At 45.5% G+C, this 18,833-nt stretch carries 14 protein-coding genes; 10 read left to right on the plus strand and 4 right to left on the minus strand.

Annotated elements, in window-relative coordinates; all coding sequences use genetic code 11:
- Positions 1 to 5 precede the first annotated feature (5 nt).
- Entirely contained in the window at positions 6 to 1,019 is a 1,014-nt protein-coding gene (locus tag NFI80_RS18025) for a dipeptide epimerase (protein WP_235165624.1), read from the plus strand.
- Between the two features lie 20 nt (positions 1,020 to 1,039).
- Positions 1,040 to 2,134, plus strand: coding sequence for an aminotransferase class I/II-fold pyridoxal phosphate-dependent enzyme (locus tag NFI80_RS18030; protein ID WP_235165625.1), 1,095 nt, complete (start codon positions 1,040 to 1,042; stop codon positions 2,132 to 2,134).
- A gap of 7 nt (positions 2,135 to 2,141) precedes the next feature.
- Here the strand turns inward: NFI80_RS18030 and tatC are convergent, their stop codons facing one another.
- Complete coding sequence (gene tatC / locus NFI80_RS18035; RefSeq protein ID WP_235165630.1) at positions 2,142 to 3,017, minus strand: twin-arginine translocase subunit TatC; 876 nt, start codon at positions 3,015 to 3,017, stop codon at positions 2,142 to 2,144.
- Between the two features lie 137 nt (positions 3,018 to 3,154).
- Positions 3,155 to 4,186, minus strand: a complete 1,032-nt coding sequence (gene pdhA / locus NFI80_RS18040; protein ID WP_026629579.1) for a pyruvate dehydrogenase (acetyl-transferring) E1 component subunit alpha — start codon at positions 4,184 to 4,186, stop codon at positions 3,155 to 3,157.
- Between the two features lie 127 nt (positions 4,187 to 4,313).
- On the opposite strand from pdhA, the gene recF reads away from it, so the two are divergent.
- Positions 4,314 to 5,417 (plus strand): DNA replication/repair protein RecF, encoded by a 1,104-nt coding sequence (recF, locus tag NFI80_RS18045; protein WP_235165631.1) that lies wholly within the window; start codon positions 4,314 to 4,316, stop codon positions 5,415 to 5,417.
- Between the two features lie 244 nt (positions 5,418 to 5,661).
- Here recF and NFI80_RS18050 read toward each other — a convergent pair whose 3' ends face one another.
- Positions 5,662 to 6,729: a mannose-1-phosphate guanylyltransferase gene (locus tag NFI80_RS18050; RefSeq protein ID WP_235165633.1), complete on the minus strand. Its 1,068-nt coding sequence runs from the start codon at positions 6,727 to 6,729 to the stop codon at positions 5,662 to 5,664.
- A gap of 353 nt (positions 6,730 to 7,082) precedes the next feature.
- Between NFI80_RS18050 and NFI80_RS18055 the strand changes: the two genes are divergently transcribed.
- Positions 7,083 to 10,112, plus strand: coding sequence for a carboxypeptidase-like regulatory domain-containing protein (locus NFI80_RS18055; RefSeq protein WP_235165635.1), 3,030 nt, complete (start codon positions 7,083 to 7,085; stop codon positions 10,110 to 10,112).
- Positions 10,113 to 10,120: 8 nt separating this feature from the next.
- On the opposite strand, the gene upp is transcribed toward NFI80_RS18055, so the two are convergent.
- A complete protein-coding gene (upp, locus tag NFI80_RS18060) occupies positions 10,121 to 10,765 on the minus strand; it encodes a uracil phosphoribosyltransferase (RefSeq protein WP_026629584.1) in 645 nt (214 codons plus the stop codon).
- 125 nt (positions 10,766 to 10,890) lie between these two features.
- On the opposite strand from upp, the gene NFI80_RS18065 reads away from it, so the two are divergent.
- The 6 genes from NFI80_RS18065 to NFI80_RS18090 all read left to right on the plus strand — a co-directional run bounded on the left by NFI80_RS18065 (position 10,891) and on the right by NFI80_RS18090 (position 18,832).
- Complete coding sequence (locus tag NFI80_RS18065; protein ID WP_235165636.1) at positions 10,891 to 12,663, plus strand: capsule assembly Wzi family protein; 1,773 nt, start codon at positions 10,891 to 10,893, stop codon at positions 12,661 to 12,663.
- Positions 12,664 to 12,720: 57 nt separating this feature from the next.
- Complete coding sequence (gene nadC / locus NFI80_RS18070) at positions 12,721 to 13,584, plus strand: carboxylating nicotinate-nucleotide diphosphorylase (RefSeq protein ID WP_235161842.1); 864 nt, start codon at positions 12,721 to 12,723, stop codon at positions 13,582 to 13,584.
- Positions 13,585 to 13,607: 23 nt separating this feature from the next.
- Positions 13,608 to 15,734: a helix-hairpin-helix domain-containing protein gene (locus tag NFI80_RS18075; protein ID WP_235165638.1), complete on the plus strand. Its 2,127-nt coding sequence runs from the start codon at positions 13,608 to 13,610 to the stop codon at positions 15,732 to 15,734.
- Positions 15,735 to 15,793: 59 nt separating this feature from the next.
- The gene (recQ, locus tag NFI80_RS18080; RefSeq protein WP_235165640.1) at positions 15,794 to 17,944 is read left to right on the plus strand and encodes a DNA helicase RecQ; all 2,151 of its coding nucleotides are present in this window, start codon (positions 15,794 to 15,796) and stop codon (positions 17,942 to 17,944) included.
- 33 nt (positions 17,945 to 17,977) lie between these two features.
- On the plus strand, positions 17,978 to 18,361 hold the full coding sequence (locus NFI80_RS18085; protein ID WP_235161845.1) for a RidA family protein: 384 nt from the start codon (positions 17,978 to 17,980) through the stop codon (positions 18,359 to 18,361).
- A 153-nt stretch (positions 18,362 to 18,514) separates the two neighbouring features.
- On the plus strand, positions 18,515 to 18,832 hold the full coding sequence (locus NFI80_RS18090; protein WP_233794691.1) for a hypothetical protein: 318 nt from the start codon (positions 18,515 to 18,517) through the stop codon (positions 18,830 to 18,832).
- Position 18,833: the final 1 nt, after the last annotated feature.

Genomic DNA, 18,833 nt, shown 5'->3' on the forward strand with positions numbered 1-18,833 from the left:
CACCGATGCAACTGATCTATCACACATTTGACCTGCAACTCAGGCATACATTCACCATTGCGCACGATTCACGCGATGTACAGCCAACATTGATTGTAGAACTCCGTGACGGCCATTTGAGCGGCCTGGGAGAAGCAACCAGCAACCCCTACTACGGCATTACGATCCCGAATATGATCGAGTCGCTAGAAACTGCGAAAACGATTATTGAAGGTGGCGCCTATCAAAGTGCCGAAGAGCTTTGGGACCTGGTGCATCCACTTTTGCAAAACAATTCCTTTGCACAATGCGCCCTGGATGAAGCCGCTCATGATCTATTCGCCAAAAAGAAAAATCAAAAGCTTTATGAAAGTTGGGGGTTAAATATTGATAACATCCCGCTCACCAATTTCACGATCGGCATTGATACGGTTGAGAAAATGGTATCCAAAATGAAAGAGCTCCCCTGGCCTGTTTACAAGATAAAATTAGGCACCAACGAAGACCTTCGTATTGTATCTGAATTGCGTAAACACACGAATGCGCTGTTCCGCGTAGATGCAAATTGTGCCTGGACGGCAGAGCAAACCATTGCCTTTGCACCAGGATTGAAGAAGCTTGGCGTTGAATTTATCGAACAACCGCTGGCTGCGAATGACATCGAAGGCATGAAAAAAGTCTTTGCCGAATGTGTGCTTCCTGTGATCGCCGATGAAAGCTGCATTATTGAAAGTGATGTAAAATCCTGCCACGGCTTGTTTTACGGCATCAATGTAAAGCTTACCAAATGCGGCGGACCTACTGCCGCAAAACGCATGATAGCAGAAGCTAAAAGTCTAGGAATGAAAACAATGATCGGCTGTATGACCGAGACAAGCGTTGGGATCTCTTCCATTGCACACTTCCTGCCATTGCTGGATTATGTGGATATGGACGGCTCACTGTTAATCAACAATGATCCGGCATCCGGTGTAACCTTTGACTACGGACGCATTATCTTTCCTAACCGCACAGGCTCCGGCGCAATGCTTAATGCCTGAATTTTGATCCGTAGTTTTCAGTGAAAACTTTTCAAACCAACCATCTTCCCGGCCGCACTGTGTTAACCGGCAATTGCGAGACATATCTTTGGCTCAGCGGAACAGATTATCTGGGAATGGGACACGACGAAGTTTTTCGTAGTTTCCTATATGAAGGTCTGGAACGATATGGAATGCATTTCGGAAGCTCACGGAATAACACACTTCGCTTGTCTGTCTATACTGAGACGGAAGAAAAACTGGCAGATTGGATAGGATCAGAATCTGCATTATTAATTTCATCGGGAATGTGGGCAGGGCAATGTGTGATGAAAATCATTGAGCAGGTGATTTATAAATCGGGCAACTCTCAATCTATTCAATATCATTACGCACCCAAGGTGCATCCCGCATTATGGGGAAATGAGCACAAAGTATATGCTGGTCCCTGGGCGGACTGGGCACAAAACGTTATCCGGGAAGTCAGAGAAAGCCCTGAGGATACTGCTCACATCATTTGTACAGATGCCGTTGGCTCGCCTCTCGTTGAAGCATTTGATTTTTCAATTTTTTCAAGCTTGCCATTGCGGGGCAATGTCTGGATCGTGGTGGACGAGTCGCATACATTAGGCGTATGTGGAGAATCAGCAAATGGCCTTTATAAATCAATTTTGACGCTTGGAAAGGCCAATGTCGTGATGGCTTCCTCGCTCAACAAAGCATTAGGCATTCCTGCTGGCGTTATCGCCTGTGATGCGCGGATAGCCGAAACGATTCGCAGTTCCGCCTGGTTCTCCGGAGCATCCCCAACCGCGCCCGCATATGCCTACGCTTTGAAAAGGCTTTTGGAAATAGAACATTACAAGACCCAAAGTGATCTGCTGATCACAAAGGTTGAACATTTCTCGAATCACTTACAGTCTCCTCACCTGTTTCAAAGCATCCCAGGCTATCCTGTATTCTGCTGCGAAGGCTCCGCTTTGTTTGAGACGTTGTTGGTAAAAGGCATTATGGCATCATGCTTTTCCTATCCGAGCGTCAACGATGCTCCCGTCACCAGGATCGCCGTCACCACGCTCCACCAAAAAGAAGACCTCGACCGATTGGCCGAGGTCTGTAATAACTTTATTTCTTAAATCCCTTTTAGATTTCTCCGTTACCTGATGAACTAGCCAGTGCTTTTTCCTCAGCAAGCTTTTCTCTTTCTACTTTTCCTGCAACCAGAATACTTAATTCATAAAGAAGGAACAATGGAATAGCCACGATAACCTGGCTGTAAATGTCCGGAGACGGCGTGATAACGGCTGCGACAATCAGGATTACGATCATGGCATGCTTGCGATATTCGCGCATAAATGAAGGCGTAAGCACTCCTACTTTTGCAAGCACATAAACAACAATCGGAAGCTGGAAAGCAATTCCGCAAGCCAATGTTAATGTCGCAACGAGTGAAATGTATGAGGATAAGCTGAATTCGTTAATGATCGAAGGATCCAACGTGAAATTAGCTAAGAAATTGATAGCCAGTGGCGTTACAATATAATAACCAAAGAATACACCGGAAAAGAAAAGGAATGTCACATAAAATACGGCTCCTCTCGCCGACTTCCTTTCTGATGGCCGCAACCCTGGTTTGATGAACCGCCAAACCTCCCAGAAAGCATAAGGAAAAGCAAACACCAAACCCGCGATGACTGCGGAAGTCATACTCATCGTGAATTGATCACCTACGCCAATCGCCTGCAATTTGAAGTTTAATGCCTTGATACACAGATCATCGTATTGTACTTTTTCTGCCAGCTTACACATCATCCGGTAAGTCCAGAAATCAGGCTGCGAAGGCGCGATGATCACATAATGGTAGATTTCTTTAATATATATAAAGGCCAGAATAGCAAAAACAAGAATAGATCCACCTGCCCGAATCACATGCCATCTTAATTCTTCAAGATGCCCGATAAACGACATCTCTTTGCCTACTTCTTCTTCTTCGCTTTCTAATTCCTGGTCTAAGGGCATATTCTTATATTATTACTAAAATTCTATTTACGTTGAAAAGCAAAAACAAGATTGTTCTGTATTTGTAAAAGCCGAATTTACTTAAAAAACCCGTCGAAATAATCCGGCGGGTTTTTTTTAAATTGCTTTATGACTGATTAATCCATTACAAAAGGATAGTCATTCTCTACATAAACATCTGTGTAAGCTTCTTTCGCGTCAGGGAATTCTGAATCTTCCGCAAACTGAACAGATTCTGCAACGATATCTTTTACTTTCTTATCAATGTTTTCCAGATCTTCTTCCGTCGCCAGCTGGTTTTCCAGGATCACAGCGCGGATTTGCTCAATGGGATCGCGGTGTTTGTATTCTTCCACTTCCTCTTTTGAACGATATTTCTGAGGATCGGACATGGAGTGACCTCTGTAACGGTAAGTCCTGAATTCCAGGAAAGTAGGTCCTTCTCCGCTTCTCGCGCGCTCAGCTGCACGGCCAACCGCTTCGTGGATCGCCTCAACGCTCATTCCGTCAACGGGTTCGGAAGGAATGTCGTAAGCCTCACCCAATGTGTAAAGCTCTGTAACATTGGAAGACCTTGCCACCGAAGTTCCCATGGCATATCCGTTGTTTTCCACAACGAAAATCACCGGCAACTTCCAGCTCATGGCCATATTCAATGCTTCGTGAAAAGCTCCCTGGCGAATTGCACCATCACCGAAATAGCAAATGCAAAGGTTTCCGGTTTTGTTATATTTCTCAGCAAAGGCGATTCCAGCTCCCAGCGGGATCTGCGCACCTACGATTCCGTGACCTCCTACAAAGCCTTTTTCTTTATCGAAAATGTGCATGGAACCACCTTTTCCTTTGGTTGTCCCTGTCTTTTTTCCATAAAGTTCAGCCATGATCGCATTGGGAGATGTTCCCAGTGCCAGCGGAATGCCGTGATCGCGGTAAGCAGTAATGTATTTGTCGCCTTCTTTCAGCGCTGTAACGGCTCCGGAAGAGCAGGCTTCCTGGCCGATGTACAAGTGACAAAATCCTCTGATTTTCTGCTGACCGTATAACTGGCCGGCTTTTTCTTCAAAACGACGCTGTAAAAGCATATTCTCGAACCAGAACATATATTGTTCCTTCGGATGCTGTAAACTCTTTGGGTCTGATTTTTTCTTTTTTTCAGTAACGGTGGCCATGTATTTGGTTCTCGTTTATAAAGACAGAACTTTGTCTTAAAGTTTGAGGTTTGAACAGAGTCTGTTTTTGCCGTACTCACGCATATGATTTGCGAAAATAAGCATAAACTAAATAACAAAGAAGTTCATGTGGCTAGAAAAGCTCCATCTTACATACTTTAAAAGCTATGAAGAGAAAGCCTTCACCTTTGGGGAACATGTAAATTGCCTGGTTGGGGAGAATGGGAGTGGAAAAACGAACCTTTTGGACGCCATTTATTTCCTGAGTCTTACCAAAAGCGCCTTTCATAATCAGGATGCGCTGGGCATCCGCCATACAGCTGATTTCTTTGTGCTGGATGGTGTTTTCAAAGATTCTGGCAGAAATACCCAGATCACTTGCAGCATGCAGCGCGGCCAGCGCAAGATTTTCATGGCCGACAAAAAGAATTATGACCGGCTAAGCGACCACATTGGCCTTTTCCCGCTCGTGTTAATCGCGCCCAACGACACCGACCTGATCCGCGACGGCAGCGAGGAGCGCAGACGCTTTTTTGACGGCGTCCTGGCACAGGCCGCTCCGGGTTATCTCACCGATTTTCTTCAATATAACAAGATTTTAAGCCAGCGAAATGGTCTTTTGAAGCTTTTTGCAGAGCGCAACTATGTGGATGAAGACCTGCTGGAAACCTATAATGAGCCGCTAATTATCCTTTCGCAGCGGATTTACAATCACCGCAGCAAATTCATGGACCGGTTCGTGCCATTGTTCCTGAAAAGCTATGATTTCCTGAGCAGCGGGCATGAACAGGTGGAAGTAATCTATGAAAGCGAAGTCTCCAGTGAAAATTTCGCCGCCGAATTTCGGAAGAACCGCGCCCGTGACTTACATGCGCAACGAACCGGAAAAGGCATTCACAAGGACGAATACACATTTGAAATTGACGGTGTTACGCTCAAAAAATTCGGGTCCCAGGGCCAGCAGAAGTCTTTTTTGATCGCATTGAAGCTGGCGCAATTTGAATTACTGAAAGAAGAAAAAGAAAAAACGCCGATCCTGCTGCTCGACGACATCTTCGACAAACTCGACGACCGCCGCATCCAAAAACTCATCGAACTAATAGACACCGGCTTCCTGGGCCAGGTCTTCATCACCGACGCCAGACCAGAGCGCTCCCAGAAGATCCTAGAGAATGTAAAAGCGGATGTAAGGTTTTTTGAGATTGAAAAAATTCGAGCAGATTCTATTTGAAGTGTGTTATCAAAATCGCGGAGCGATGCAATATTGGTAGCAAAGCATTATACCTATAAAGCAATCCCGGAGGGATGTAACAACGTGCACGCCGTTACATCCCTCCGGGATTGTTTGCATAAAACATTTTTTTTGGCTACCAATATTTTATCCCGCTGGGATTTGCTTGAATCAAATCTTCGGGATGGTGCTATATCACCATTTATTTGTTGGCTACCAATATTTTTATCCCGCTGGGATTTGCTTACACATACTTTACATCTATCTCCTTCGCTTCCGCCACAAACTCTTTCACTTTCTGCTCGTCTTCTTTACGGCAGATGAGCAAAACGCCGTCGTACTCGGCGACGATGAAGCCGTCCAGGCCGTTGACAACCACTAATTTGTCTTTTGGCGTTTTGATGATAGAATTCGTCGTGTTATGCAGGATCAGCTTGCCGTCTGTAACATTCAGATTGGCGTCTTTTTCAGAAACTTCGTAAAGCGACTTCCAGGTTCCCAGATCCGACCATCCAAAATTACTTAGCACAACATGCACATTATCAGCCTTTTCCATGATTCCGTTGTCGATAGAAATGCTGCCGCAATGCTGGTAAGCCCTCTGAACAAATGCATCTTCGCTTTCAAGATAATAATGACTGTCTCCACCTTCAAAGATCTCGGCAATGTTAGGCTGAAACTTCTTCAACGCTTTTTTGAAAGCATTAATGTTCCACACAAAAATCCCCGCATTCCATACAAAATCACCACTATCCAGGAATTGAAGCGCCAATTCCAAATGTGGCTTCTCTGTGAACGACTTTACTTTCTTAACCGTCAGTTTGTCCGGAATGTATTGAATGTAGCCATATCCCGTGTCTGGACGGCTTGGCTGAATTCCCAGCGTCACCAGAATGTCCTCGTTACGCGTCGCGCCCAGAGCGATATTAATAGTGTCCCTAAAATTTTCCTCCTTCAAAATAATGTGGTCAGCCGGAGCCACAACCACATTCGCATTCGGATTTTTAGCTGCGATCTTATAACAAGCGTAAGCAATGCAAGGTGCAGTATTACGCCTGTTGGGCTCGCAAAGGATCTGATCATCCGTTAAAGACGGAATCTGCTCCTTAACAATGCCCTTGTATTCATGACTTGTTACGATATAAATATTCTCGATCGGGCAAACGCCGTCGAAACGATCAACTGTCTGCTGCAAAAGTGTCTTACCGGTTCCCAACACATCGTGAAACTGTTTAGGGAAGTCTGTTCTGCTGAAAGGCCAGAACCTCGTACCAACTCCACCGGCCATTATAATTACATAAGAATCCTGCATTGTGAAAGGTAATTTTATTTATCCACACTATGAAAAACTACTCAAAGCTACGGATAAACGCCCACTTATGACCAATGCAAACGAACCAATAAGCCCAGAAAATGGGATTAATGCGCTCTTTTCGCCGTATAGCACATTTTTCACTTAGTTACCGAACCACAACGGGCCAAGTTCTTCTAAAAATTCAAACATGCCAAGATTGTATAATTTAAAATGATTTGAAGAAAAAATAGTATAATTATGCTATGTGATACTGTAATATTCTTTTAACTTGCTGGAAGAACATCAACCCACTTAAAACCATGAAACACTTGTCTACAATACTAAGGTTATGCCCTTTTATTTGGGCCATAATGCTTGTTTGCAATGCGTACGGACAGATTACAGTCAATGGCGTAATCACCGAATCCACAACCGCGGAGCCACTTGCCGGTGTGAGTATCCAGGTTAAAGGAAAAGTAACCGGGACCATTACAGACAATAAAGGCGCATTCGATCTTACTACAACTTCCAGTCCGCCTTTTACACTAATTGTTTCATCTGTTGGATTTCAAACGCAGGAAATAGAAGTGACCGGTGGCATGTCCAAACTGGACATTAAGCTGGTGGAGCAGGTGATTTTGGGTCAGGAAATTATTGTTGCTGCTTCGAGGGTAGAAGAAAGCGTTATGAAATCGCCTGTTGCCATTGAAAAAATGGACATCAGAAATATCAGGGAAACGCCGTCGGCTAATTTTTACGACGCATTGGCCAATCTCAAAGGCATTGATATGACTACGCAGGGTGTTTTGTTCAAATCAGTAAACATGCGTGGGTTTGGCAGCACGGGTAATCCGCGGACGGTCCAGATGATCGACGGGATGGATAATCAGGCGCCGGGTTTAAATTTTCCCCTGGACAATATCATCGGTATGTCTGAGCTGGACGTTGAGAATGTCGAAGTCTTACCAGGCGCCGCTTCCGCACTTTATGGACCTAATGCGATTAACGGGCTGATCCTTATGAACAGCAAAAGCCCGTTTTTATATCAGGGATTAAGTGCCAATGTGAAGTCGGGCGTGATGCACGAGTCCAACCGCTCCCAAGCTACAACGCCATTTATAGACGGCACCATTCGCTATGCCAAGGCATTTAATAATAAAGTAGCATTCAAAGTCAACCTGTCCTATATTACCGCAAAAGACTGGGAAGCAACGAATTACAATAATTTAAATGTAGGCGGCGCATCCGATCCAAGGCGCGGTGCAGGAACCGATAACGATTACGATGGCGTGAATATTTACGGGGATGAAGTCCAGACCAACATCAATGCTGTTGCCGGCACATTGGCTGCCAACGGCCTGATCCCGCAAGCCGCCGTAGCACTGGTTCCGAATACATTTGTAAGCCGCACGGGTTACCAGGAAAAAGACATTGTGGATTACAATACCAAGAGTTTCAAAGCCAATGCGGCTGTTCATTACAGGATCAATGAGAAAATAGAAGCCATTGCACAGGTCAATTATGGCTATGGAACAACAGTTTACACCGGAACAGGCCGCTATTCGCTCCGCGACTTTAACCTGACGCAAGCCAAGCTCGAACTGAAAGCCGATAATTTCACAGTTCGGGCCTACACCACGCAGGAGCGTTCGGGAAAATCGTATCTGGCCGGGTTAGCCGCAGTTTCCATGCTCAATGATTTCAAGCCGCATGCCACCTGGTTTGGCGAATATGTAGGCGCTTTTGCGACCGCACGAGGTGCCGGAATGCCGGAGGAGCAAGCACATCTGGCAGCACGCGGAGTGGCAGACAAAGGGATGCCGATGCCGGGAACCGCAGCGTATGATCAGTTATTGGATAAATACAGGAATCTGCCGATCGTGAATGGCGGAGGCGGTTTTGCTGATAAAACCAACCTTTATCACATTGAAGGATTTTATAATTTTAAAAACCAGGTCAAATTCGTCGAGCTGCTGGCGGGCGCCAATTACCGCCTTTACGAGCTAAGATCGGCCGGGACATTATTTGCAGACACCAAAGAAGGCCGCAATGGCAAAATCCCGATTTCGGAATTCGGTGCTTTTTTACAGGCTGGCAAGAATTTGCTAAGCGATCATTTGAAACTGACAGCTTCGATCCGGTATGATAAAAACGAAAATTTTGATGGACAGTTTACCCCCAGAGTTTCGGCCGTAACCACATTCGGTGAGCACAACATTCGGCTATCTTACCAGACCGGTTTCCGCATCCCGACCACCCAGAACCAATATATTGACCTCAGAACACCATCCGGGACATTGATCGGCGGTTTACCTGAATTTGATGCCCGGTATAATCTTTCCAATGGTATTTTAAGGCAGAATTTGTCAGAAGATGCTATAAAACAAGTCATTGCCAGTGACCCGAGCATTGTGCAAAATGCAACGAACTATGCCAAAGCAGCCGTTACGCAACAAGCTACTACGGCCATCATGGCAGCCGTAACAGCACAGGTGACAACAGCAGTAAACCAGGGTGTTGCTGCGGGGGCCATTCCTAATAATCCTGATGCCATTCAGGCAGCGATTACAGCGGGTGTGAACCAGACTTTGCCGGGGGTTCTTTCTGCTCAGCTTCCGGGCATTCTGGCCGCGCAAGTTCCTGGCCTGGTGCCGACGCTGGCCAAAGCATATGCATTGGAAAAACTGCCTAAATACAAACCGGCCAAGTTGAAACCTGAACGCATAGCCTCCTATGAAGTTGGCTATAAGGCTGTTATTGGTAAAAAGCTTTTCGTTGATGCCTATTATTACATTAGTAAATACAAAAATTTCATCGGCGGAACGGTGATTGTCGTGCCCACAGCTGCTGCATCTCCCGGCCTTCCAATCGAATCGGGGATAGGTGTTGGGAACTTCAATGGCTATTCCAGAACGGTGAACACAACGGAAACCATTACAACGCGCGGATTTGCATTAGGCCTGACTTATTCACTGCCAAAAGGATTCAATGTAGGCGGTAATGTTGCCAACAACGAGCTGAGTGACTTCAAACCATCACCAGAAGTACAGTATTCACAGTTTAATACGCCAAAATACCGCTATAACCTCTCTTTCGGGAGAAGAATTACAAGTAATAATTCAGTTGGATTCAACATTGCCTATAAATATCAGCAGGCGTTTTTGTGGGAGTCAAGCTTCGTTTTGCCCAGCACTACGAATGTGCCGATATTCTCAAACACGCGTGTGCCTGCGGTGAGCGTGCTGGATGCGCAGGTGAGTTATAAGGTCAATGCATTAAAATCGATCATTAAGCTGGGCGGCACCAATTTACTGGGCAAATCTTACATTCAGGCTTACGGAAGCCCTAATGTAGGCTCAACTTATTACGTCTCGATTACATTCGATGAATTGCTGAATTAGAAACCGCCTTACTTTTCGCCGTAAGACAGATCGCCCGCATCGCCGAGTCCGGGAACAATGTACCAGTGCTCGTTGAGCTTCTGATCGATTGCGCCTAGCCATAACCGGCAGTGCGGAATGCGTTTTTGCAGATATTCAACGCCCTCGGGACTGGCAATTACGGATGCAATGTGCGTTTGTGCGGGTATGCCGAAGCGGAGCAAAGCGTGATATACTTTTTCCATCGACCGTCCCGTGGCAAGCATCGGATCTATTAATATTAATATTTTACCCGTCAGGTCCGGGCTGGTAATGTAGTCCATTTCAACCTCAAACTCCTCTTCCGCATTGATGTGATGACCCCGGTAAGCGCCGATAAATGCATTGTCGGCCTTATCAAACATATTTAAAAAACCCTCGTGCAAAGGCAATCCGGCACGCAAAATCGTGGCCAGGACCACGGGTTGGAGCAATGACCGGGACGATGCTTGTCCGAGAGGTGTCTCTACTTTTTCCGTTTTGAATGTGAGCGTTTTAGAAAGTTCGTAGGCCAGCAACTCTCCTATCCGCTCCAAATTCCGCCGAAATCGCATCCTGTCTTTCTGCAAATTTACGTCACGCAATTCGGCCAGATAATGATCGGCGATGGAAGGTTTTTGGGAAAGTAAAAACATAGGAAGGACAGTTTTTTAAACTACTCCATGCAAGATAATACAAATTCATTGACGTAATTTGGAAGAGTTATTTGAAAAATCATCCGCAAACGGTGAATGGTGTGAACAGTAGATTTTTTTTGCCTATGGATCAAGGAATTATCCGGCTTTTCAAAATATTGATTTTATCACTGATATCCCTGTCATACGTACATGCACAAAGTTCTTTTGTTCCTTTCAATGACGATTATTACCATTTAATTGATCGTTTAGAGATCAAAAGGGGCAAATTCACAGAAGGTTTTCATTCCAATGTCAAGCCCTTTGAGCGTAAAGCAATTGTTGCGTTAACAGACTCCATATTAAAGGAAGGAACAATAAATCTGACGGACCGCGACTGGGAAACCATTGATTATTTGCGGGAGGATAGCTGGGAGTGGACAAATGGAATGATCGCTACGGATTCCCTGAAATACGATAAATTGGCCAGATTAGGCCTTTTTAAGGATCCCCCGCCCGGAAAAAAACGCAGATTTTTCAATCACCCCGCCGACCTTTACAGCATTCACAACCAAGATTTCGACCTGCATTTTAACTTTACTACAAACAACTTCATAGGCAGCGATAACAGCTACGGTAAAAAGTTCGGCAGAAATGAGGATTCAACACCAAACCGATTATGGGGAACCAGCAGAGGTGTGGAAATTCGTGGGATGATCAATGAGAAGCTGGGATTTTATACATATGTAACAGATACGCAGGGCCGTTTCCCGCGCTATGTTGATGATTTCAAAAATATTTACAGTTTCCCGGGTGAAGGACTGGCCAAAGCAACCCGGAACCGTGGCATCGACTATCTTACGGCAAGAGGCTACATTACATTCAGACCGTTAAAGAGCATTAATGTGAAGTTCGGGCACGATCATAATGTGTTCGGAAGCGGTTTCAGGTCATTGATCCTGTCGGATAACAGCAGCCCATATTTATTCTTACGACTTGATACACAGCTTGGTAAATTCCGCTATACCAACTTGTACACCAGCATGATCAATGCGAATACCCGTTCATATCAAACCGACGGGCTCCTGAGACGTAAAAAGTTTGCGGCAATTCACCATTTGAGCGTCAACTTAACGGACAAAATCAATATTGGTGTATTTGAGGCAGAGGTTTTTAACAGGGATTCCGTAGGCGGCGGTTATGATCTGAATTATCTGAACCCGATCATTTTCTATCGTTATGTGGAATCTTATCTGGGAAGTAAGGACAATGCCGTCTTAGGTTTCGATTTCCGTTGGCTGGTTGCTAACAAGGCTTCCATTTACAGCCAGTTTGTGCTCGATGAATTTTTGACAAAATTCCTTTTTAACGGCAGCGGTTCCTGGACGAATAAATATAGTTTTCAGCTTGGCGGAAAGTATGTGGATGCATTTGGCGTGCCTAACCTGGATTTGCAGGCAGAATACAACGTGGTTCGGCCCTACACCTATTCGCATAAGGACGGTGGTGCCAATTACGTACATTACGGACAATCATTAACACATCCGTTAGGCGCGAATTTCCGTGAGTATCTTGGCATAATCCGTTATAAAGCCACTTCCCGGCTTTCTTTTTACGGAACCATTATGATGGCCAACCAGGGAAAAGACCCCGATGAAAATACGAACTTTGGCAGCGATATTACAAAGAGTTACGATAACCGGAACGGCGATCTGAACCAGACGATCGGCCAGGGCATTAAAGCCTCCACTGCTTACACGGACCTGCGGGCAAGCTATTCGCTGGCACATAATTTATTTATTGACGGCCGTTTTCTCCAAAGAAGAATTAATTCTCCCGACGAATCAATAGCCGCCAAGTCGACGGTTTGGTCCCTGGCACTGCGCTATAACATGGCATTTCGCCAGCACACTTACTAGTAGTCAACGACTTCCTTTATTTCACACCGATAACCTTTATCAAAAACCATAAGTAATATGGAAACCAATCCCCATGAACTTCGCGATCTGATTCGGCTTGCTTTGCTGGAAGATATTGGCGACGGCGATCATTCTTCCCTCTCCTGCGTGCCAGAAAATGCGACCAAGCGCGCACAATTACTTGTGAAACAGGATGGAATTCTGGCGGGCGTTGAGGTGGCCCAGATCATTTTTGACGAGACGGCCGCAGCCTATAATTACCCCCCCCTAAAAATAAATGTGTTACTTCTTGACGGAACTTACGTCAAAAGCAAGGATGTGGTATTTACCGTTGAAGGGAATGCACGATTGATCCTCAAAGCTGAACGGCTGGTTCTCAACACAATGCAGCGCATGAGCGGCATTGCAACCTACGCCCGCCAGATGTCGGATCTGATCAAAGACTTGCCCGTAAAGCTGCTCGACACCAGAAAAACGACACCTAATTTTCGCGTTTTCGAAAAATTAGCTGTAAAAATCGGCGGTGCGGTAAATCACAGGATGGGCTTGTACGACATGATCATGTTGAAAGACAACCATGTGGATTATGCAGGAGGCATTGAACCGGCCATTTTGCGCGCGAGTGCTTACAGGCAAAAATTGGGTAAAAACCTGAAAATTGAAATAGAGACCAGAAATCTCAAAGAAGTCGACGAAGTGCTGCGTGTGGGGATGGTCGACATTATTATGCTGGATAATTTTTCACTCGATGACCTGCGCGAGGCCGTAAAACGCATTGGCGGACGGTACGAAACGGAAGCATCGGGAAATATTACGGAAAAAACATTGCGCGCGGTGGCGGAAACCGGCATTGATGGCATTTCCAGCGGCGCATTAACACACCAGGCAAGGAGTCTGGATTTGAGTTTAAAAGCCTTTTAACCTTTCACTAAAACCAAAAGCGTATGATTAAACTAAATACATTAACATACGCTTTTAGGTCAAAAATCCGGGATCGGGCGGTTCTGCCATGCATTGTCCTTACGCTCATTTTTTTATTGAGTCCCAAAAACCTTTTTGCCCAGGAGCCGCCGCGCAGGGAGATTGACATTGATGCCTTCATCCAAAACCTGATCGCCGATCCTTCCGAAGAGGCTGATTACAGCGAACTCTACGAATCGCTTTTCGCATTATATGCTGATCCGATAGACATTAATAAGGCAACCCGTGACGAATTGGCGGCTTTAATGCTCCTTTCAGAAAAACAGTTAAATTCCTTTTTCAAATACCGCGAGCAACTCGGCCCGCTCATTTCCCTTTACGAACTACAAGCCATTCCTGATTTTGATCTGGTCGCCATCTATCGGTTACTGCCTTTTGTGACGGTCCATTCGCGCACATTGTCCCTGGCTGAGTCGCTGAAAAACCCTTCGCAACATTTCCTGATCGTCCGGTCCGGAAAATTACTGGAAAAACAAAAAGGCTTCCTTCCTGCTGATTCCGGATCTACGGCTTCAAGATATAACGGAAAACCAGTTTACGGATATTTGAAATACAGAAATTCCCGCGCGGGAGTTTACAGTTACGGCTTCGCTATGGAGAAAGATGCGGGCGAAGTTTGGTGGAACTGGAATGCAAAACGGCAAATTCTCGGCTCAGATTTTTCCTCATTTCATGTACAGATTATGAACCAGGGAAAGATCAAAAACCTGATCATTGGGGATTATCAAATGCAGGCTGGGCAAGGACTCGTAATGGCCGCGGGATTTTCGCTGGGCAAAGGTGCAGAGGTCATCAGCTCCACATACAGAAGCACATTAGGCTTAAAACCTTACACTTCTGCATTGGAATCCAACTTTTTTCGGGGAGCCGCAGCGACGTTTTCATTGTCAAAGCATTTTGAGCTAACAACATTTTACTCTTATACCAAAAGAGATGCAACTGTTAATGACGCGAAAGACGATCGTGAGCACATAGCCAGCTCCTTACCCGTCACCGGTTACCATCGGACAGCCGGCGAGCGGGACAAGCATAATAATCTTTTGGAACAAAATATCGGGATGCATTTGCTCTTTAAGCTGCCTTCCAAAGCTGGCCAGCTTGGCTTCACATGGCTGAATACGGGTTATGACATCAAATTACAGAAGCGGAATACGGCTTACAACCGCTATGAATTTTCCGGAAAACACAATCTTGTTGTTGGCCTGCATGGTGATTACCGATGGCAAAACTTTCATTTTTTCGGAGAAGCGGCACGCTCGAAAAGCGGAGGTTACGGAGCCATTGCAGGCTTAATAGCAGCATTGGGCAAAAAGTTTGATCTCAGCATGTTAGGCCGTCATTACGACTGCGATTTTCAAACATTCTACGGAAATGCCATTGCAGAAGCCACGCGACCGATTAATGAAACGGGCGGTTATGCGGGTTTTCGTTACGCACCGAACCGGCGTTGGAAGCTGAGTGCATATTATGATTATTTCAAATTTCCGTGGCTGAAATATCTGGTAGACGCGCCTTCGAAAGGTTACGATTATTATGTCCACATTCTCTGGAAGCCTAACAAGCGATTTAATGCTTACGCTTTATATCACCAGAAGAAAAAACAGCGCAATGCGCCGTCAGATAGCGGGAACGAAGATGGGCTCGTTTCCACAATCCGCAAAACGGCAACGATCAACGTCGAATATGAGAAACCACTTCGCTTCTCGCTCAAAACCCGTTTGCAAAGCGGCAATCTGGCCTATATAAAGATTTCAAAATCAAATGGTTTCACCCTTTTACAAGACGTAAGCTGGCAATTTCCAAGGCTGGAACTGAGTGCCCGCCTGGCCTATTTCAAAACGGATGATTATGACAGCAGACAATATGTGTATGAAAAAGATATGCTTTACGCCTTCTCCATTCCCGCATATTACGACGCCGGCACCCGGCATTATCTCATGGCGCGTTATGCCGTTTCCAAAAATATGAAGCTGTGGCTCAGGTGGTCACAAACGCGCTATGCAAATCTGGACAAAATCAGCTCCGGCCTGAATGAAATTCAGGGTGCCAAACGCAGCGAGTTAAAGGCCCAGGTAATGTATCAGTTTTGATTAAATGTTTTTGATTGCCCGTAATTAATCCCAAAATTTGACCTCTTTTTCAAGATCCGATGCAAGACAACAAACTAGAAGCACTTAAAAAATATTTTGGTTACGACTCCTTCCGACCGCAGCAAGCCGAAATCATCGACACCGTCATGGCAGGCAAAGATTGCCTCGTCCTCATGCCGACCGGCGGCGGAAAGTCAGTCTGTTTCCAGATTCCCGCCATACTCAAAGACGGCCTGACCGTTGTTATCTCACCCTTAATCGCGTTGATGAAGGATCAGGTGGAAGCATTGCGGGGGAACGGGGTGAATGCGGCGTTTTTGAATTCATCCCTTTCTGGCGCTGAGCAGGATAGCGTGATGTGGCAAGCAAAAACAGGCGAATTGAAATTGCTATACATTGCACCCGAACGCCTTTTTTCGGGAAATACATTTGATTTTTTACGCGAGTGGAATGTAAAGTTGTTTGCTGTGGACGAATCGCACTGTATTTCGTCCTGGGGCCACGATTTCCGCCCGGAATATCGCCAGCTGAACACTTTAAAAATGCGCTTTCCTGACATTCCGGTCATTGCATTAACAGCAACCGCCGACCGCGTGACACGCCGGGACATTCTGAAACAGCTGAACATTGAATCTGCCGAAACATTCATCGCTAGTTTCGACCGGCCCAACCTCAACCTGAGCGTGCTTCCGGGTAGAAAACGCATGCAGCAAATCCAGGAGTTTCTGAAAAAACACGAGGGACAGGCCGGCATCATTTACTGTCTGAGCCGTAAAGGAACCGAAACGGTGGCGGCGAGCCTGAAAAATGCCGGTTTCAAAGCCGAATATTATCACGCAGGTCTGGCGCCGGATAAACGCTCTCGCGTACAAGAGCAATTTCTGAAAGATGACATTCAGGTGATTGTAGCCACCATTGCCTTCGGAATGGGGATTGACAAATCCAATGTGCGCTGGGTTATTCACTACAACTTGCCTTCAAATGTAGAAAGCTTTTACCAGGAAATCGGGCGGGCAGGGCGTGATGGTTCCCCTTCGGACACCGTGCTTTTTTACAGCTTCCTGGATATCATTACCAGGCAGGATATGATCAACAATTCGGATCAATCTGCCGAGCAGAAAGAGCTTTTGCACGCCAAACTGAACCGGATGAAGCAATATGCGGAAGCGGACATTTGCCGGAGGCGCATCTTACTCAGCTATTTCAATGAAGCCGTGGATTACGACTGCGGAAACTGCGATGTGTGCAGAAACCCAAGAACGCGGTTCGATGCCACCGTTATCGCCCAGAAAGCCCTTTCCGGCATTGCGCGCACCGACCAGAAAATAGCGATGGGGATGCTGATCGATATTTTGCGGGGCAGCCGTAACCGCAACATTCTGCAACACGGCTACGACCGGCTTCCCACCTTTGGCGTCGGTAACGAGCTTCGCGGGGAAGAATGGGCGGAATACATTGGCCAGCTGCTGAACTCCGGCGTGATGGATATTGCGTACGACGAAGCACATTCATTCAAACTAAATCCGGTGAGCAAGCAGGTTTTGAAAGGCGAACGCAAAGTAGAGCTCGTGAAATTCATTCCGATTTCCGAACGCAAAGCCAAGGAAGAAGCGCTGGTTCCGAAAGAAAAACCGAAGCAGGAAATCATTCGCGATGCATTGTTCGAACGCCTGCGCATATTAAGAAAGCAAATGGCCGACGCGCTGGGCGTTCCGCCTTATGTCGTTTTCAGCGATGCAACGCTTTCAGAGATGGCGCAGAAAAAGCCAATTTCGGAGGCGCAGATGAAAGCCGTTTCAGGGATTGGTGCAGAGAAATTCCGTCGTTATGGCGAAACATTCATTAACGAAATTCTGGCCTTTGCTAGGGAAAATACGAAGCCCGGAACACGTGTGGTAAAGGGAATGACCTATGTAGAAACACTCGATTTGTATCAGGAAGGTTACTCTTTAAAAATAATTGCAGAAAAACGTGATCTCAGTACAGTCACCATTATTTCACATTTAATTAAGCTGAAAGAAGATGGCCACAACATTGATTTACGAGGACTTATTGATAATCAGGCATATAATACGATAATTCAAGCTGCACAGGAAATTCAGGTTGGAAAAAACGATCCACTCAAACCCCTTTTCGAGCTGCTTAATGAGCAATTCGACTACGGACAGATCCGGCTCGCACTTGCACTTTTCGAGGAATCACGGAATTAAGTTTTATATTTACATCATTATACTATCAACGCCATGTCAAGACAAAATATACTATCTGGTTCTCCCTGGGAAGACAAAATGGGATACTGCCGCGCGGTGCGCATCGGTAACATTATAGAAGTTGCAGGCACTGTTGCCATCGTTGACGGAGAAAAAGTAAAGGCAGACGATGCTTTTGCTCAAACGAATAACATTATTGAAAGAATCGAAAAGGTTCTGCAGGAAGCCGGAGCCAGTTTAAATGATGTTGTGAGAACACGCATTTTTACCACGGACATCAGCCTGTTTGACGATATAGCAAGAGCACACGGCGCTTTTTTCAGGGATATCAAGCCCGCTACGGGGATTTACGAGATCAGCAAACTCGTTGCGCCGGAATATTTAATTGAAATCGAGTTCACGGCCATTGTGTCGTAATATATTGAAATAGTTAAAAAATGCCTTTACATAATGATAAGGCACTTTTTTGTACTAAAATAATTTTTTAACGGTTACAACCATCTGGAGCGAAAATTGCTCTTTGTGTTGTAGTTGTCTGAAAAGGACCCTTAAAAAATAGACATCTTAAATATGAAAAATAAACATACGTTGCTCATAGCCACCTTTTTACTAGGACTTTGTGTAATACAAAAAGAGGCACGTTACAAAGCAATGACGGGTGGGAATGTGGAAAAAATGTACAATATTCCCTCAATAGACAGAAGTGGTGAATTGGCAAACCAGGAATTATCCAACTCACGCCAAGCGCAAGAGGTGACTATTTTGTCAAAATCCGATTTGTTTGATTTTACTTCCTTAGATAGTTCTTCGCAGTCGGTGAGTTCGGTAAAATTGATGAACAACAGCCTGCTTAACATTTCGTCGGGAACGAAATTGCTTAATAATTAAA

This window comes from Dyadobacter chenhuakuii (assembly GCF_023821985.2).
Taxonomy (GTDB): Bacteria; Bacteroidota; Bacteroidia; order Cytophagales; family Spirosomataceae; genus Dyadobacter; species Dyadobacter chenhuakuii.

Bases quoted from the DNA above. Each gene is read 5' to 3' on its own strand.
- recF (WP_235165631.1), top strand. From the start codon at position 4,314: ATGTGGCTAGAAAAGCTCCATCTTACATACTTTAAAAGCTATGAAGAG.
- tatC (WP_235165630.1), bottom strand. From the start codon at position 3,017: ATGCCCTTAGACCAGGAATTAGAAAGCGAAGAAGAAGAAGTAGGCAAA.
- NFI80_RS18065 (WP_235165636.1), top strand. From the start codon at position 10,891: ATGGATCAAGGAATTATCCGGCTTTTCAAAATATTGATTTTATCACTG.
- NFI80_RS18090 (WP_233794691.1), top strand. From the start codon at position 18,515: ATGAAAAATAAACATACGTTGCTCATAGCCACCTTTTTACTAGGACTT.
- NFI80_RS18055 (WP_235165635.1), top strand. From the start codon at position 7,083: ATGCTTGTTTGCAATGCGTACGGACAGATTACAGTCAATGGCGTAATC.
- NFI80_RS18050 (WP_235165633.1), bottom strand. From the start codon at position 6,729: ATGCAGGATTCTTATGTAATTATAATGGCCGGTGGAGTTGGTACGAGG.
- upp (WP_026629584.1), bottom strand. From the start codon at position 10,765: ATGTTTTTACTTTCCCAAAAACCTTCCATCGCCGATCATTATCTGGCC.
- nadC (WP_235161842.1), top strand. From the start codon at position 12,721: ATGGAAACCAATCCCCATGAACTTCGCGATCTGATTCGGCTTGCTTTG.
- NFI80_RS18075 (WP_235165638.1), top strand. From the start codon at position 13,608: ATGATTAAACTAAATACATTAACATACGCTTTTAGGTCAAAAATCCGG.
- NFI80_RS18085 (WP_235161845.1), top strand. From the start codon at position 17,978: ATGTCAAGACAAAATATACTATCTGGTTCTCCCTGGGAAGACAAAATG.
- pdhA (WP_026629579.1), bottom strand. From the start codon at position 4,186: ATGGCCACCGTTACTGAAAAAAAGAAAAAATCAGACCCAAAGAGTTTA.
- recQ (WP_235165640.1), top strand. From the start codon at position 15,794: ATGCAAGACAACAAACTAGAAGCACTTAAAAAATATTTTGGTTACGAC.
- NFI80_RS18025 (WP_235165624.1), top strand. From the start codon at position 6: ATGCAACTGATCTATCACACATTTGACCTGCAACTCAGGCATACATTC.